The sequence below is a fragment of the Micromonospora sp. NBC_01655 genome (genome assembly GCF_026339755.1).
In the GTDB taxonomy this organism is placed as follows: Bacteria; Actinomycetota; Actinomycetes; order Mycobacteriales; family Micromonosporaceae; genus Micromonospora.
On sequence record NZ_JAPEQF010000001.1, the window covers coordinates 6,189,340 to 6,203,486 of the forward strand.

At 75.3% G+C, this 14,147-nt stretch carries 14 protein-coding genes; 7 read left to right on the forward strand and 7 right to left on the reverse strand.

Annotation, left to right across the window (positions count from 1 at the left end):
- The first annotated feature begins 93 nt into the window (after positions 1 to 93).
- Positions 94 to 630 (forward strand): DUF3515 family protein, encoded by a 537-nt coding sequence (locus OOK41_RS27235; protein WP_266268015.1) that lies wholly within the window; start codon positions 94 to 96, stop codon positions 628 to 630.
- A 43-nt stretch (positions 631 to 673) separates the two neighbouring features.
- Here the strand turns inward: OOK41_RS27235 and OOK41_RS27240 are convergent, their stop codons facing one another.
- Positions 674 to 1,771, reverse strand: a complete 1,098-nt coding sequence (locus OOK41_RS27240; protein ID WP_266267186.1) for a D-alanine--D-alanine ligase family protein — start codon at positions 1,769 to 1,771, stop codon at positions 674 to 676.
- Positions 1,772 to 2,239: 468 nt separating this feature from the next.
- The gene (locus tag OOK41_RS27245) at positions 2,240 to 2,455 is read right to left on the reverse strand and encodes a hypothetical protein (protein WP_117666273.1); all 216 of its coding nucleotides are present in this window, start codon (positions 2,453 to 2,455) and stop codon (positions 2,240 to 2,242) included.
- Between the two features lie 428 nt (positions 2,456 to 2,883).
- Here OOK41_RS27245 and OOK41_RS27250 point away from each other — a divergent pair, with 428 nt between their 5' ends.
- Positions 2,884 to 3,729 (forward strand): helix-turn-helix transcriptional regulator, encoded by an 846-nt coding sequence (locus tag OOK41_RS27250; protein ID WP_117666269.1) that lies wholly within the window; start codon positions 2,884 to 2,886, stop codon positions 3,727 to 3,729.
- A 4-nt stretch (positions 3,730 to 3,733) separates the two neighbouring features.
- Positions 3,734 to 3,934 carry a DUF397 domain-containing protein gene (locus OOK41_RS27255; protein ID WP_266267187.1) on the forward strand — a complete coding sequence of 67 codons (201 nt, stop codon included), beginning with the start codon at positions 3,734 to 3,736 and terminating at the stop codon, positions 3,932 to 3,934.
- Positions 3,935 to 4,127: 193 nt separating this feature from the next.
- Here the strand turns inward: OOK41_RS27255 and OOK41_RS27260 are convergent, their stop codons facing one another.
- The 4 genes from OOK41_RS27260 to OOK41_RS27275 are packed head-to-tail and all read right to left on the reverse strand — an operon-like array spanning position 4,128 to position 7,821.
- Positions 4,128 to 4,919, reverse strand: a complete 792-nt coding sequence (locus tag OOK41_RS27260; protein WP_117666265.1) for a putative protein N(5)-glutamine methyltransferase — start codon at positions 4,917 to 4,919, stop codon at positions 4,128 to 4,130.
- Between the two features lie 31 nt (positions 4,920 to 4,950).
- A complete protein-coding gene (locus OOK41_RS27265; RefSeq protein ID WP_266267188.1) occupies positions 4,951 to 6,066 on the reverse strand; it encodes a cystathionine gamma-lyase in 1,116 nt (371 codons plus the stop codon).
- A gap of 7 nt (positions 6,067 to 6,073) precedes the next feature.
- Positions 6,074 to 7,081: an NAD(P)H-dependent glycerol-3-phosphate dehydrogenase gene (locus OOK41_RS27270; protein WP_117666262.1), complete on the reverse strand. Its 1,008-nt coding sequence runs from the start codon at positions 7,079 to 7,081 to the stop codon at positions 6,074 to 6,076.
- Complete coding sequence (locus OOK41_RS27275; RefSeq protein ID WP_266267189.1) at positions 7,078 to 7,821, reverse strand: 1-acyl-sn-glycerol-3-phosphate acyltransferase; 744 nt, start codon at positions 7,819 to 7,821, stop codon at positions 7,078 to 7,080. Before OOK41_RS27275 ends, OOK41_RS27270 begins: the two co-directional genes overlap by 4 nt.
- A 123-nt stretch (positions 7,822 to 7,944) precedes the next feature.
- On the opposite strand from OOK41_RS27275, the gene cofC reads away from it, so the two are divergent.
- The 4 genes from cofC to OOK41_RS27295 all read left to right on the forward strand — a co-directional run bounded on the left by cofC (position 7,945) and on the right by OOK41_RS27295 (position 12,143).
- Positions 7,945 to 8,598, forward strand: coding sequence for a 2-phospho-L-lactate guanylyltransferase (gene cofC, locus OOK41_RS27280; RefSeq protein WP_266267190.1), 654 nt, complete (start codon positions 7,945 to 7,947; stop codon positions 8,596 to 8,598).
- Between the two features lie 36 nt (positions 8,599 to 8,634).
- Positions 8,635 to 8,832 carry a cold-shock protein gene (locus OOK41_RS27285; RefSeq protein ID WP_117666257.1) on the forward strand — a complete coding sequence of 66 codons (198 nt, stop codon included), beginning with the start codon at positions 8,635 to 8,637 and terminating at the stop codon, positions 8,830 to 8,832.
- Between the two features lie 263 nt (positions 8,833 to 9,095).
- Positions 9,096 to 11,249, forward strand: coding sequence for an RNA degradosome polyphosphate kinase (locus OOK41_RS27290; protein WP_266268017.1), 2,154 nt, complete (start codon positions 9,096 to 9,098; stop codon positions 11,247 to 11,249).
- 15 nt (positions 11,250 to 11,264) lie between these two features.
- Positions 11,265 to 12,143 carry an NUDIX hydrolase gene (locus OOK41_RS27295; protein ID WP_266267191.1) on the forward strand — a complete coding sequence of 293 codons (879 nt, stop codon included), beginning with the start codon at positions 11,265 to 11,267 and terminating at the stop codon, positions 12,141 to 12,143.
- A 20-nt stretch (positions 12,144 to 12,163) separates the two neighbouring features.
- Here OOK41_RS27295 and OOK41_RS27300 read toward each other — a convergent pair whose 3' ends face one another.
- Positions 12,164 to 14,059 carry an endonuclease/exonuclease/phosphatase family protein gene (locus OOK41_RS27300; protein ID WP_266267192.1) on the reverse strand — a complete coding sequence of 632 codons (1,896 nt, stop codon included), beginning with the start codon at positions 14,057 to 14,059 and terminating at the stop codon, positions 12,164 to 12,166.
- Positions 14,060 to 14,147 lie beyond the last annotated feature (88 nt).

Consider the following 14,147-nt stretch of genomic DNA (forward strand, 5'->3'; position numbering starts at 1 on the left):
GACAAGACCGACGACAGGACCGACGGGGCCGACAAGACCGACGGGCGGACCCAGGGCCCGTCGCGCCGGAACCGGACCAACCGGAGCGCGGCGCTGGTGGCCACGCTGGTCGCCGTCCCGGTGACCGTGGCCGTGGCCGGATTCACCTTCGCCAAGCTCACCCCGGACACCCCGGCCGCCGAGCCGGGCCCGTCGGCGACCAGCGCCCGGCCGCAGTCCACCGCGCCGGTCGAGATGGCCGCCCCGAAGCTGGCCGAGCGACCCGAGATCGTGTGCCGCGCGCTGACGTCACAGCTCCCGCCGACCGTGCGGGACGTGGCCCAGCGGCCGGTCACCGCCGGCCCCGAGCAGAACGCGGCGTACGGCGATCCGGCGCTCACCGTCGCCTGCGGCGGCGACGAGCCCACCCCCGGGTCCACCGACGACGTCTGGGTGGTCAACAAGGTCTGCTGGTACGCGGTCGAGGGGCCGGACGCGACCGTGCTCACCACCCTGGACCGGGAGACCGCCGTGCGGGTCACCGTCCCCCACTCGTACGGGTCGGCCCTGCAGTGGGTGAGCCCGATCGCCGACGTGGTGGTCGCCGCGGTGCCCTCCGGCGGCGCCGTCCCGGCCGGCTGCACGGGCTGAGCGCAAGCCGTGCCCGCCCGGTGCGGCGGGACCCGACGCGGGTTCAGTGCAGGCCGACGCCGCGCCGCTGCGCGGTGCGGATCAGGCGGTTGACCAGCTTCGGGTACTCCAGCCCGGAGGCGGCCCACATCAGCGGGAACATCGACGTCGGGGTGAACCCCGGCATGGTGTTGATCTCGTTGAGGTAGATGTCCAGCTCGGGGGTGACGAAGAAGTCGACCCGGGCCAGCCCGGCGCAGTCCAGCGCGGCGAACGCGCGGACGGCGTACTCCTGCACCTGCCGGGTGACATGGTCGGGCAGCGGCGCCGGGAGGTCGTACTCGGGCTCGGAGAGGTACTTCGCCTCGAAGTCGTACCAGTCGTGCGCGCCGCCGGCACGCACCTCGGCCAGCAGGGACGCCTCGGCCCCGCCCCCGGCCTCGCCCTCCAGCACGCCGCACTCGATCTCCCGGCCGACGATCGCGCCCTCGACCAGCACCTTCGGGTCGATCTCCCGGGCGGCGGCGACGGCGGCCTCCAGGCCGGCCCAGTCGTCGACCTTCGTGATGCCGAACGACGAGCCGGCCCGGGACGGCTTGACGAAGACCGGCAGGCCGAGCCGCCGCTTGTCCTCCTCGGACAGGGTCACCCCGTTGCGCAGCACCGCGTACGGCCCGACCGGGATGCCCTCGGCGGCGCAGAGCTTCTTGGTGAACTCCTTGTCCATGGCGGCGGCGGAGGCGAAGACGTTCGCCCCGACGTACGGGATGCCGGCCATCTCCAGCATCCCCTGGATGGTGCCGTCCTCACCGTAGGCCCCGTGCAGCACGGGGAAGACCACGTCGACGTCGGCCAACGCCCGGGGGCCCTCGGCCGGGTCGAGCACCATCAGCCCGTTGCCCGTCGGGTCGGCGCGCAGCACGATGTCGGCGCCGGCCTCGGCGGTGATCTCCGGCAGCCGCCGGGCGCTGATCGCCAGGTCGCGAGGGTCCCCGCTGGTCAGCACCCACTTGCCGGCCCGGGTGATACCCACGGGGACCACCTCGAACTCGTCCGGGTCGAGCGCGCCGAGGACGCTGCCGGCGCTGACGCAGGAGATGCCGTGTTCGGGGCTGCGACCGCCGAAGACGAGGGCCACACGGGTCTTGCCTGGGGTGGTCACTCGGTCACCCTTTCGTCCGCGACTGCGAGGCTGGTGGTGCTCGCCGGTGGCGCTCACCCGGTTGACCTTACTGTGGGTGGCGGGACACGGCTGCCGATACCCGGGGAGAGCGGCAATACACCGCAACCGGTCAACATTGCCTAAACGCAGCGTAATCGCATCAGCTCGCCCACGCCTACTCGCCCACACGCCTCTTGTGCCCGCACGTCTCTTGCGCACGCCCGACTCCCGGCGAGGATGCGCATTCGGGAGCCTTTGGAGCTGATGTCGCAGACGACTCACCCCATCGGCCGCCCCGGACCGAAGAGCCGAGGGCAACGAGTGAGGACGCGGGCCGGGCGGACGGGCGAGAGCAGCGCATCCCTGGCCGGGACGTGATGTCGCAGACGACTCAGCTCCAAAGGACGCTCGGGGCGGTCGGCGGTCGGCGGTCGGCGGTCGACCAACGATCAAAGACCGTAGCGGCGGTCAGAGGCCGTAGCGGCGGCCGACCGCGATCACCTTCACCCGCTGCCGGCCGGCCCGCACCATGCCCAGCGCCATGAACGCGCCGGCGATCCGGTCGGCCGCCTCCCGGCTGCTCGCGCCGACCACCTGCCGGCGCCGCTCCGGCGCGCGCCGCTCGTCCCGGACGACCCCGTCGACGGGCCGGACGTCGGTGAGCACCACCAGGAACCGGGTCATCGCCGCTCTCCAGCCCTGCCCCACTCCGACCGGGCGGACGCCTGCTCCGGCTCCGCCGTGGTCGCCGCCAGGCCGCCCGAGGGGTCCCGGCACACGTAGGCCAGGCTCGCGTGGATCCACGCGTCGTCGTTGTCGCGAAGCACCGGATGCGTGCACCAACGGCACCGCGACACCCGGGGCCAGGAGGCGGTCACCGTCATGCGATTCCCTTCCGGTGCGTCCCGGGTGGCGGCACGCGGCGATCGGGTACGGGGGAGAAAACCCGATCGCCACGCGCCCCATCCCCTCCGGTCACTCACCACCGCCGTCGCCACGACAACCGATGGTGAGGAACTGGTCACACATTGACATGTGGATGGGCATGAATGCAACTCTCATCAACGTTCTCTCATGTACACCTTCCCGAAGATGTATGTCACCATCAATGCATGGCTCCGAAGACCGCCAGAGCCCGACGGCTCGGCATCGCGCTACGTACGCACCGGGAGGCGGCCGGCCTCACCCTCGAGGCCGCCGCCGACGAGATCAACAGCACCCGGAGCACCCTGTCCCGGTACGAGAACGCCCAGACGTTGATCAGCCCGGCCACGGTGCGCGCCCTGCTCACCCTCTACGGCGTCGGCGCCGACGAGCTGGCCGCGGCCGTCCAGCTCGCCAAGGACGCCCGCAAGCCGGGTTGGTGGGTGTCCTACTCGTACCTGCTGGACCGGCGGACCATCGACTTCATCGCGCTGGAGGCGGAGGCGACCGGCATCGCCAACTTCGAGCCGTCGGTGGTGCCCGGCCTGTTGCAGACGGCGGACTACATCCGGGCGGTGATGCGGGGCGGCCCGCACACCCTCAGCGACGACCAGGTGGAACAGCGGGTCCACCTGCGACTCGACCGCCAGCAGCGGCTCACCGACGAGGACCCACCGATCCTCGACGCGATCATCGACGAGGGCGCGCTGCTGCGCCCGGTGGGCGGTGCGAACGTGATGGAGGGGCAACTGCGTCACCTGCTCAAGACGGCCGAGCTGCCCAACATCACCGTCCAGGTGATACCGCTGGCCGCGGGCTACCACCGGGGCACCCGGGGCTCGCTGCACATCCTGGAGTTCCCCGACCCGGAGGATCCGATCATCGCGTCGGTGGAGACAGTGGCCGGGCAGATGGTCCTGGACCGGCCCGGCGACCTGCGCACCTGTACCAAGATCATGGAACATCTACGGTCGGTCGCGCTCAGCCCCTCGGCCAGCCGGGAACAGCTTTTCCGCATCCTGAAGGGACGGTAGGACCATGACCCCGACGACGAGCACGGCGCTGGCCGCGGCGCGATGGCGCAAGAGCAGTCGCAGCGGCGACGAAGGCGCCTGCGTGGAGATGGCGGTCGTGCCCGGCGCGATCGCGGTCCGCGACTCCAAGGACCCGGCCGGCCCGGCACTGATCTTCCCGCCGGCAGCCTGGACCGCCTTCGCCGCCACCCCGCCCCGCCCTTGACCGCCGCGCCGGCCGGGGGGGTCCCGCCCCGGCCGGCGCGGCCCGCCCCGGCCGGCACCCGCCCGGCCCCTCGTCGTGGTCCACCCGCCGCCCGGTCCGCACCGCCGGCCGGCGGGTGGGCCACCACCGCACACCACCACCCCACGGCGCCCCGCCCGCCGCGGCCGACCGCACCGCCGGTCGCCGGGGCGGGTCAGCCCGGACGACGAGCGGTCATCGCGGTGGCGTCGAGGTCGTCGTCGTGCACCACGGCCGGCTCCAGGCCCAGTCCGGTCAGCGTCGCGCGCAACGCGTCGACCTGGCCGGCGGACACCTCCACGACGAGGTGCCCGCCCGGGGCGAGCCAGTCCGCCGCCGCCTCGGCCACCCGGCGCAGCACGGTCAGCCCGTCGGAGCCGCCGTCGAGCGCCACCGGGGCCTCGTGCAGCCGCGCCTCGGGCGGCATCAGCGTCACCGCGTCCGTCGGCACGTACGGGGCGTTGGCCACGATCAGGTCGAGTTCGCCCCGCCACCGCACCGGCAACGGCTCGAACAGGTCGCCCTGGTAGACCGGCACGCCGAGGTGGGCGAGGTTGCGCCGGGCGCAGGCCACGGCCGCCGGATCCAGGTCGGCGGCGGCCAGCCAGCGGGGGGTGAGCCGCCCGGCGAGCACCAGCGCGGCCGCGCCGGACCCGCAGCACAGGTCGAGCACCGCCGCGCCGGGTCGGGTGACCGCCGCAGCGGCCGACACCAGCAGCGCGGTACGCGCCCGTGGCACGAACACGCCGGGGTCGACGCCGATCCGCAGGCCGCAGAACTCGGCCCAGCCGAGCAGGTGCTCCAGCGGCAGGCCGGCGACCCGCCGGTCGACCAGGTCGGTGAGCCGCCCGGCCGAGTCGGCGGCGGCGATGAGCAGTTCGGCCTCCTCCTCGGCGAAGACGCAGCCGGCGGCGCGCAGCCGGGACACGAGGGCGGGACGGTCGGGGTGGAACTCGATGGACGTCATGCGCAGCCTCCGGGAAACGCTCGTCGGCGGCTCAGGCGTCGAGGGCGGTGGTGACGTCGGCGAGCAGGTCGGCGGTGTCCTCCACCCCGCAGGAGAGCCGGACGAAGCCGGGGGCGGTGTCGTCGCCCCACTGGGCCCGGCGGTCCGCCGTGGTGTGCAGGCCGCCGAACGAGGTGGCCGCGGCCACCAGCCGGGCCGCGTCGACGAACCGGCCGACCCGCTCGGCGTCGCCCAGGTCGAACGAGAGCACCCCGGGCAGCCGGCGCATCTGCGCCGCCGCCACCGGGTACGCGGGGTCCCCGGGAAGGCCCGGCCAGCGCAGGCCGGTCACGTCGGGGCGGCCGGCGAGCAGCCGGGCCAGCGCCTCGGCGTTGGCGGACTGCCGGGCCAGCCGCAGGTCGAGCGTGGCCAGCGAACGGTGCGCCAGCCACGCGTCGAACGCCCCGGGCACCGCGCCGGTGACGGTGCGCCAGGCGGTGACCGGGTCGAGCAGCTCCGGCGTACGGCTGGCGACGTAGCCGAGCAGCAGGTCCGAGTGCCCGGTCAGCGCCTTGGTGCCGGAGGCGACCACCAGGTCCGCGCCGAGGTCGAGCGGGCGCTGGCCGAGCGGCGTGGCGGTCGTGTTGTCGACCGCGACGAGGGTGCCGGCGGCGTGCGCGTCCCGGGCCAGCGCGGCCACGTCGGCGACGTCCAGGCCGGGGTTCGCCGGGGTCTCCAGCAGCACCAGCCGGACCCCGCCGAACGACGGGTACGGCCCGGCGGTCGGCGCGAAGCGCACCCGCACGCCGATCCCGGCGAGGGTGTCGGTGGCGAACGTCCGCACCGGGAAGTACCCGTCGGCGGGCAGCAGCACGGTGTCACCGGGGCGCAGCAGCGCCAGCAGCAGGCCGGTGATCGCCGCCTGACCGCTGGCGAAGACCCGGACGTCACCGCCCTCCAGCTCGCCGATTGCCGCCTCCAGCAGCCGCCGGGTCGGGTTGTCCGGCCGGCCGTAGCCGTTCGGGCTGGCCGCCGGCCCCCGCCACGGATCGAGGTGGTACGGGGCGGCCAGCACCGGGCCGGGCAGGAACGGGTCCCCCGGCGCGGGCTCCGGCAGGCCGGCCCGGACGCACCGGGTGCCGTCGCCGTCGTTGGTCGGCGCGTTCATCCGGGCCTCACTCGTACGACTCGGGCTTGGCGGTCCGGCTCATCAGCGCGTCCACCGCGAGCCGCGGGTCCATCCCCTCGTGACAGATCCGCTCGATCTGCTCGGTGATCGGCATCTCCACCCCGTGCGACCGGGCCAGGTCCCGGATGGCCAGGCAGCTCTTCACGCCCTCGGCGGTCTGCCGGGTGGCCGCCTGGGCCTGCTCCAGGGTCTCCCCCCGGCCCAGGTGCTCGCCGAAGGTCCGGTTGCGGGCCAGCGGCGACGAGCAGGACGCCACCAGGTCGCCCATCCCGGCCAGCCCGGCGAAGGTGATCGGGTCCGCGCCGAGCGCCACCCCGAGCCGGGCGGTCTCGGCCAGCCCCCGGGTCATCAGCATCGCCCGGGTGTTGTCCCCGAAGCCCATGGCGGTGGCGATGCCGTACGCGAGGGCGATCACGTTCTTCACGGCCCCGCCCAGTTCGCAGCCGATCACGTCGTCGTTGGTGTACGGCCGGAAGTACGGCGTCCGGATCGACGACTGGACGAGCTGGGCGCGGCGGTCGTCGGTGCCGGCGACCACGGTGGCGGCGGGCTGCTCGGCGGCGATCTCGGGGGCGAGGTTCGGGCCGGAGACCACCACCACCCGGTCCGGGGTGACCCCGGCGGTCTCCACGATCACCTCGCTCATCCGCCGGGTGGTGCCCAGCTCGATCCCCTTCATCAGCGACACCAGCGTCGAGTCCGGGTGCAGGTCGCCGGTCCACTCGGCGAGGTTGCCGCGCAGCGTCTGCGACGGGACGGCCAGCACCACGATCTCCGCGCCGGTGATCGCCTCGGCGGCGTCCGCGGTCCCGGTGACCCGCTCGGGCAGCCGCGCCTGCGGCAGGTACTCCGGGTTGCGCCGGTCCCGCCGGATCGCCTCGGCGACGGGCCGGCGACGGGCCCAGATCGTCACGTCCCGCCCGGCGTCGGCGAGGATCTTGGCGAACGCCGTTCCCCAGGAGCCGGCCCCCAGCACGGCCACGTGCCCGGTCATGCCACATCCCCCTCGTCCTGCCGGGAGCGGGCGGCGGCGGGGCGGGCCGGCCGTTCCCAGAGCGGGGGCGGCGTCCCGCCGCGGATCTCGGCGAGCTGGTCGCGTAGGCGGATCATGATGGCGTCCGTCATCTCTTCCAGGATGGCTTTGCTGGGCGTCGAGCCGGCCCACCGGTCCAGGTCGACCGGTGGCCCGGCGACCACGGTCACCGGGATGCGGGGCCGCAGGCTCAGCCGGTTGGTCCGGGGGTCGAAGATCCGCTCCGGGCCCCACATGGCAACGGGGATCACCGGGGCCCCGGTGGCCAGCGCCAGCCGGGCGGCGCCGGTCTTGCCCCGCATCGGCCACAGCTCCGGCTCGCGGGTGGTGGTCCCCTCCGGGTAGATCACCACCGCGCCCCCCTCGGCCAGCGCGGCGACCAGGGAGTCCAGCGACTTGACCGCGTCCACCGTGCCGCGCTCCACCGGGATCTGCCGGCACCGGTGCAGGATCCAGCCGACCACCGGCACCCGGAACACGCTGGCCTTGCCGAGGAACTGCGGCCAGCGCCCCGCGTCGTAGACGAAGTGCGCGGAGACCAGCGGGTCGGCGTGCGACAGGTGGTTCGGCACGATGATGATCCCGCCGTCGCGGCGCAGTTGCTCCATGCCCCGCCAGGTGCGCCGGGTCCAGACCGTCATCACGGGCTTCACCAGCACCACGGCGAACCGTCGCCAGAATCCCAGCCTGCGCCGTGTCACCCTGCCTCCTCCTGGCCCCGACCCGCACACCGCACCGCCGCGCGTCGCCCGCAGCGAAATCATGCCTGCTCGCCCCGGGTACGGCCAGTGAGGGTACCGCCGCCCGACTGGCAGGATTGTGCCGTGCGGCAGCGGACCTGGACTGTGGTGGTACCGGTGAAGCGCCTCGGCGTGGCGAAGAGCCGGCTGCGCGGGGCGCTGCCCGCCGTACCCCACGAGGAGCTGGCGCTGGCCCTGGCGGCCGACACGGTCGCCGCGGTACGGGCGTGCCCGGCGGTGGCCGACGTGGTGGTGGTCACCGACGATCCGAGGGTGGCGGCGGTGGCCGACGCAGCGGGCGCGCGGGCGGTGCCGGACCCGCCCGGCGCCGGCCTGAACGCCGCCTTCCGGCTGGGCGCCACGGTCGCCACCGCCGGCGGGGCGTGGGTGGCCGGGCTCACCGCGGACCTGCCGGCGCTGCGCCCGGCCGAGCTGGCCGCCGCGCTGCACGCGGTCGCCGCCGGGCCGGCGGGGGTACGCCGGTTCGTGGCCGACGCCCCGGGCACCGGCACCGTGCTGCTCGCCGCGCCGCCCGGCGTGCCGCTGGCCCCCCGGTTCGGGGTCGGCTCGGCGGCGGCCCACCTGGCCGACGGCGCGCTGCCGCTGACCGGTGCCTGGCCGACCCTGCGCCGGGACGTCGACACCGCCGCCGACCTGGCCGCCGCCGCCCGGCTGGGGCTCGGGCCGCGCACCGCCGCCCTGGCCGGCGTCGGCCGGCCGGCCGCCCGTCCGGGCTGACCCGCCCGGCCCCGGCGCGGGGTGTACGGTGCTGCCATGCAGGGCACGGTGGCCACCTACGACGCGGCGACGCGCAGCGGCGTGCTGCTCCTCGACGACGGCACCGAGTTGGCCTTCCCGGCCCGGGCGTTCGACGCCTCCGGGCTGCGGCTGCTGCGGCTGGGCCAGCGGGTCCGGGTCGAGACCGACGGCGCCGGGGAGATCGTCCGGGTGACGTTGCCGACGATGCCCTGAGCTACCCGCCCAAGTTCATTTTGCGTTAACCCGTTCCGGGACATCATGAGCGGGTGAGCACCCCTCGCGAGCACCCCACCGGCCCGTCCACCGACCATCGACCCGTCGACGGCCGCCCCACCGGTGAACGGGAGACCGGCGACGCGGCGCCCGCCCGCAACGGGTCCCCCCGGCGCGGCGTCGACGGCCGCTTCCGGGCCCGCGAGACCGCCGAGGACGAGCCGGCGGCGTCCGGCCCTGCCGCCGCGTCGGCCTCCGCCGGGCTGGAGGAGGTGCTCGACGCGCCCGTGGAGCAGCCCACGCCGGCGGTGCGGCCCGGGCCCGAACCCGACGACGAGCCGGCGCGGCCCGAGCCGCTGCCCGAGGACCGGTTCCTCAACCGGGAGCTGTCCTGGCTCGACTTCAACGCCCGGGTGCTGACCCTGGCCGAGGACCCGGCCACCCCGCTGCTGGAGCGGGCGAAGTTCCTGGCCATCTTCGCCAGCAACCTCGACGAGTTCTACATGGTCCGGGTGGCCGGGCTCAAGCGCCGCCTGTCGGCGGGGCTGCCGGTGCGCGGCGGGGACCGGCTGCCGCTGCGCACCCAGCTTGAGCTGATCACCGAGCGGACCGCCGACCTGGTCGGCCGGCACGCCGCCTGCTTCGTCGACGACGTGCTGCCGAAGCTCGCCGCCGAGGACATCCGGATCCTGCGCTGGTCGGACCTGGACGCGCCCGAGCGGGAGCGGCTGCGCACCTACTTCCGCGAACACGTCTTCCCGGTGCTCACCCCGCTCGCGGTCGACCCGGCGCACCCGTTCCCGTACATCTCCGGGCGGTCGTTGAACCTGGCCGTCGCCGTCCGCGACCCCGACGGCGGCTCGGAGCTGTTCGCCCGGGTCAAGGTGCCGAACAACGTGCCCCGGTTCGTCCGGGTCGCCCGGGACTCCCCCGGGGTGCGGGTGCTCCCGGTCGAGGAGCTGATCTCGGTGCACCTGGGGCAGCTCTTCTCCGGCATGCAGGTGGTCGAGTGCCACCTGTTCCGGGTCACCCGCAACGCGGAGGTGGAGGTCGACGAGGACCGCGACGAGGACCTGCTCCAGGCCCTGGAGCGGGAGCTGGCCCGCCGCCGGTTCGGCCCGCCGGTACGGCTGGAGGTGGCCGCCTCGATCTCCGACCACATGCTGGAGCTGCTGGTCCGCGAGCTGGACATGGACGGCCACGACGTGCTGCGGGTCCGCGGCCTGCTCGACCTGTCCGCGCTGTGGCAGCTCTACGGCGACGCCGACCGCCCCGATCTGAAGGATCCGCCGTTCGTGCCGGCCACCCACCCCCGGCTCACCGAGGGCGAGGTGCCGCGCAGCGTCTTCGCCACCCTGCGCGACGGGGACGTGCTGGTCCACCACCCGTACCACTCGTTCGCGACCAGCGTGCAGCGCTTCGTCGAGCAGGCCGCCGCCGACCCGGACGTGCTGGCCATCAAGCAGACCCTCTACCGGACCAGCGGCGACTCCCCGATCGTCGACGCGCTGGTCGACGCCGCCGCCGCCGGCAAGCAGGTGGTGGTGCTGGTGGAGCTGAAGGCACGGTTCGACGAGGTGGCCAACATCGGCTGGGCGCGCACGCTGGAACGCGCCGGCTGCCACGTGGTGTACGGCCTGGTCGGCCTCAAGACGCACTGCAAGACCGCCCTGGTGGTACGCCAGGAGGGCAACCAGATCCGCCGCTACTGCCACATCGGCACCGGCAACTACCACCCGAAGACCGCCCGGCTGTACGAGGACTTCGGCATGCTGACGGCCGACCCGGAGATCGGCGCCGACCTCACCGACCTGTTCAACGTGCTCACCGGCTACAGCCGGCAGACCGCGTACCGGCGGCTGCTGGTGGCCCCGCAGGGGATCCGGCGGGGGCTCGTCGAGCGGATCGAACGGGAGATCGCCCACGTCCGCCTCGGCATGCCCGGGCTGGTGCAGTTCAAGGTGAACTCGCTGGTCGACGAGGAGGTCACCGACGCGCTCTACCGGGCGTCCCGGGCCGGGGTGCACGTCGACCTGCTGATCCGGGGCATGTGCACCCTGCGCCCGGGGGTGCCGGGGCTGTCGGACAACATCCGGGTCCGGTCGATCCTCGGCCGGTTCCTGGAGCACTCCCGGATCTTCCGGTTCGGCAACAACGGGGCCGCCGAGTTCTGGATGGGCTCGGCCGACCTGATGCACCGCAACCTGGACCGCCGGGTGGAGGCGCTGGTGCAGGTGAGCGACCCGGTGGCCCGGGCCGAGCTGGACCACGTGCTGGTCGCGGCGTTCAGCCCCGACGTGGAGGCGTTCGAGCTGGCCGGGAACGGCTCCTGGACTCGGCGGACGGGAACGCCGGACGCCCCGCTGACCCATCTGCAGGACCTGCTGCTGCGCCGCGTCGGTGGCACCGCCGGTTGAGCCTAGGCTGAGCGGATGTCGGAGCGGGACCAAATGATCCGGGCGGCGGGCGGGGTCGTCTGGCGCCCCGCCGGGGGCGACGTGCTGGTCTGCCTGGTGCACCGTCCCCGATACGGCGACTGGTCGCTGCCCAAGGGCAAGCTGGAGCCGGGCGAGCACCCGCTGTCGGCCGCCGTCCGGGAGGTCGCCGAGGAGGCCGACGTGCGGGCGGTGCCGCAGGTCCGGCTGCCCACCATGCGGTACCGCAGCGAGGGCCGGCCGAAGACCGTCGACTACTGGTCGATGCGGGCGGTCGGCGACGGCGGCTTCCAGCCCGACACCGAGGTCGACGAGATCCGCTGGCTCCCCGCCGGGGAGGCGGCGCGCCTGGTCAGCTACCCGCACGACGCCGAGGTGCTGGCCGCGTTCGCCGCCCTGCCGCCGGTCACCGCGACCGTGGCGCTGGTCCGACACGCCCACGCCGGCCGGCGCGGCACCTGGTCCGGCCCGGACGCCGGCCGCCCGCTGGACGACACCGGCTGGGCACAGGCACACGCCCTGGCGCCCCTGGTGGCCCTGGTCCGCCCGGTCCGGCTGCTGTCGGCCTCGGCCCGCCGCTGCGTGCAGACCCTGGACCCGGCGGCGGTCCTGCTGGACCTGCCGATCGAGGTGTCCGGCGACCTCGACGAGCCGCAGCCCGGCCAGGACCTCCACGAGCGGGCGCTGGCCGCGGCGGCCTGCCTGACCGAGTTGGCCGCCACGGGATCCGCCGCCGGGGTGTGCAGCCAGGGCAAGGTGATCCCCGAGGCACTGGCACGCCTCACCGGCCGGGCCGACGACTTCACCACCGCGAAGGGCGGCGGCTGGCTGCTCGCCTTCGCCGCCGACCGCCTCCTCGCCGCCGACCGCCTGTAGCCAGGGGGCCGGCGGGGCGGTCAGCCGGCCGGTGCGGGCCGCAGGACGAGGGTCACCGCGACCGGCAGGTGGTCGCTGGCGGTGCTGCGCGGCGCCACCGGGTCGGCGGCCACCAGCCCCGGCGAGACCAGGACGTGGTCGATCTGCTCGCGCGGATCGTCGGCGGGGCTGGTCGGCAGGGGACGGGCCGCGGCGAGCGCGTCCACCAGCCCGGCCCGGATGAACTCCGCGTACGCCGGGGCGCCCGGCTCGGTGTTCAGGTCGCCGGCCACGACGAGCGGCCGGCCGGCGGCGTACCCCAGGGCGAACGCCGCCACCGCGCGGGCCTGTGCCACCGGTTCCCGGCCGGGTGGCGGTTGCAGGTGGGTGGCGACCACCGCGAGCGGGACGCCGCCGATGTCGACGGTGATGCCGAGCGCCTGGGCGCCGGTGGGCGCGCCGAGGGCCGCCAGCGCCACGGTCCGGGCCGACGACACGGGGTACCGGCTGAGCACCGCGTCGCCCCACACCGGGTCGGCGGCGGGCGCGAAGACGTACGACATGCGCAGCCGCGCCGCGAGCAGGCCGAGGACGTCGTGGCCGCCGTTGAGCAGCCAGCCCCGGTCGACCTCGCCGAGCACCACCACGTCGGGATGTTCGGCGGCGGCCACCCGGGCCAGTTCGTCCGGGTCGAACCGTCCGTCCAGGCCGAATCCCATCCGGACGTTGTACGCCACCACCCGGACGCCCGCCGCCGGCCCGCCGGAGCGGACCGGCACGACCTCGGTGGACGACAGGTTCGTCGCCACGAGGGCGAGCAGGGCCGAGGCCGCGGCGGTCCGCACCGCCCACGCCCGGGACGCCGGCGGCTGCGCCGCCTCGCCCCCGGGCCCACCGGTGAGCGCCACGACGGCGACGAAGCCGGCCACGGCGACCGGCACCGCCGCGTTGGGGTAGCCCAGGTCGTAGGCGGCGTAGTAGCCGACGGCGGCGACGGCGAAGAGCAGCATGCCCAGCACCGCCGCGAGAGCCGACCGGTCGGGCCGGCCCGGAGCGCCGGCCGGAGCCGCCCCGGCGAGGCCGAGGCAGGCCCCGGTGCCGGCGGCGGTCAGCAGGACCGCCGGTCCCAGCCAGCCGGGCTCACCGGCGGCGAACAGCGCCGCACCGGCCAGCAGCGCCAGCGGGCCGCCCAGCCGCGGGTACCCGCGGGGCGGCCGGGCCAGCGCGGTGAACAGGAAGAGGGCGACGGCCAGGCTGAACAGGACGGGCACCGCACCGGCGTCCGGCGAGCCGGCGAGCCCGTCGGCGGGGCCGCGCCGGTAGGACGACGCGGCCCACGTCACCGCCGGGGAGAGCGCCACCAGGCCGGCCAGCAGCAGCGCCGGGCCGGCGAGTAGCCAGGCGCGGGCGCCGCCCGGTTCGGCCGGTGGCGCCGGGCGGGCCGTCCCGGCCAGGAACAGCGCCACGAGGGCGACGCTGCCGGCCCACCCGGCCCAGCCACCCCGCCAGACCAGGTCGTACGTGCCGAGTGCCCCGTGCGCCACCGCGGCGACGGCCAGTCCGAGCGCCAGCCCGGGCACCGGGCGGTCAGTGCTGGCGGCGCGGCCGGCGAGCCAGAGCAGCCCGGCGACGAGGCCGGCGGTGGCCAGCCAGAGCTGGGTCCGGCCGCCCGGAGCGGCGGTGAGGGCGAGCCGGGCGCCGGCCAGCAGCACGGCGGCGGCGAGGACGACCGGGCGGGCCCCGAGCCGGCGGACCAGCGGGGGAAAGGCCAGGGCGAGCACGAACCAGCCGAGCGCGAACGCTCCCAGCAGTTCGGCGGGGGTGGCGGCGGCCTGCCCGAAGATGGTGATGACCGACGGGAGGAAGACCCGCAGCACGTCGGTCAGGACGACGACGCCCAGGGCGAGAGTGGCGGTGCTGAGGTGGCGGTAGCGCACGGGCTGCCTTTCGCCGACCGGCGGGGGTCCGGCGATTCTGCGCGCGCCGTCCGGCGTCGGTCAACGCCCGTCCGTGGCCCCGCCGCGT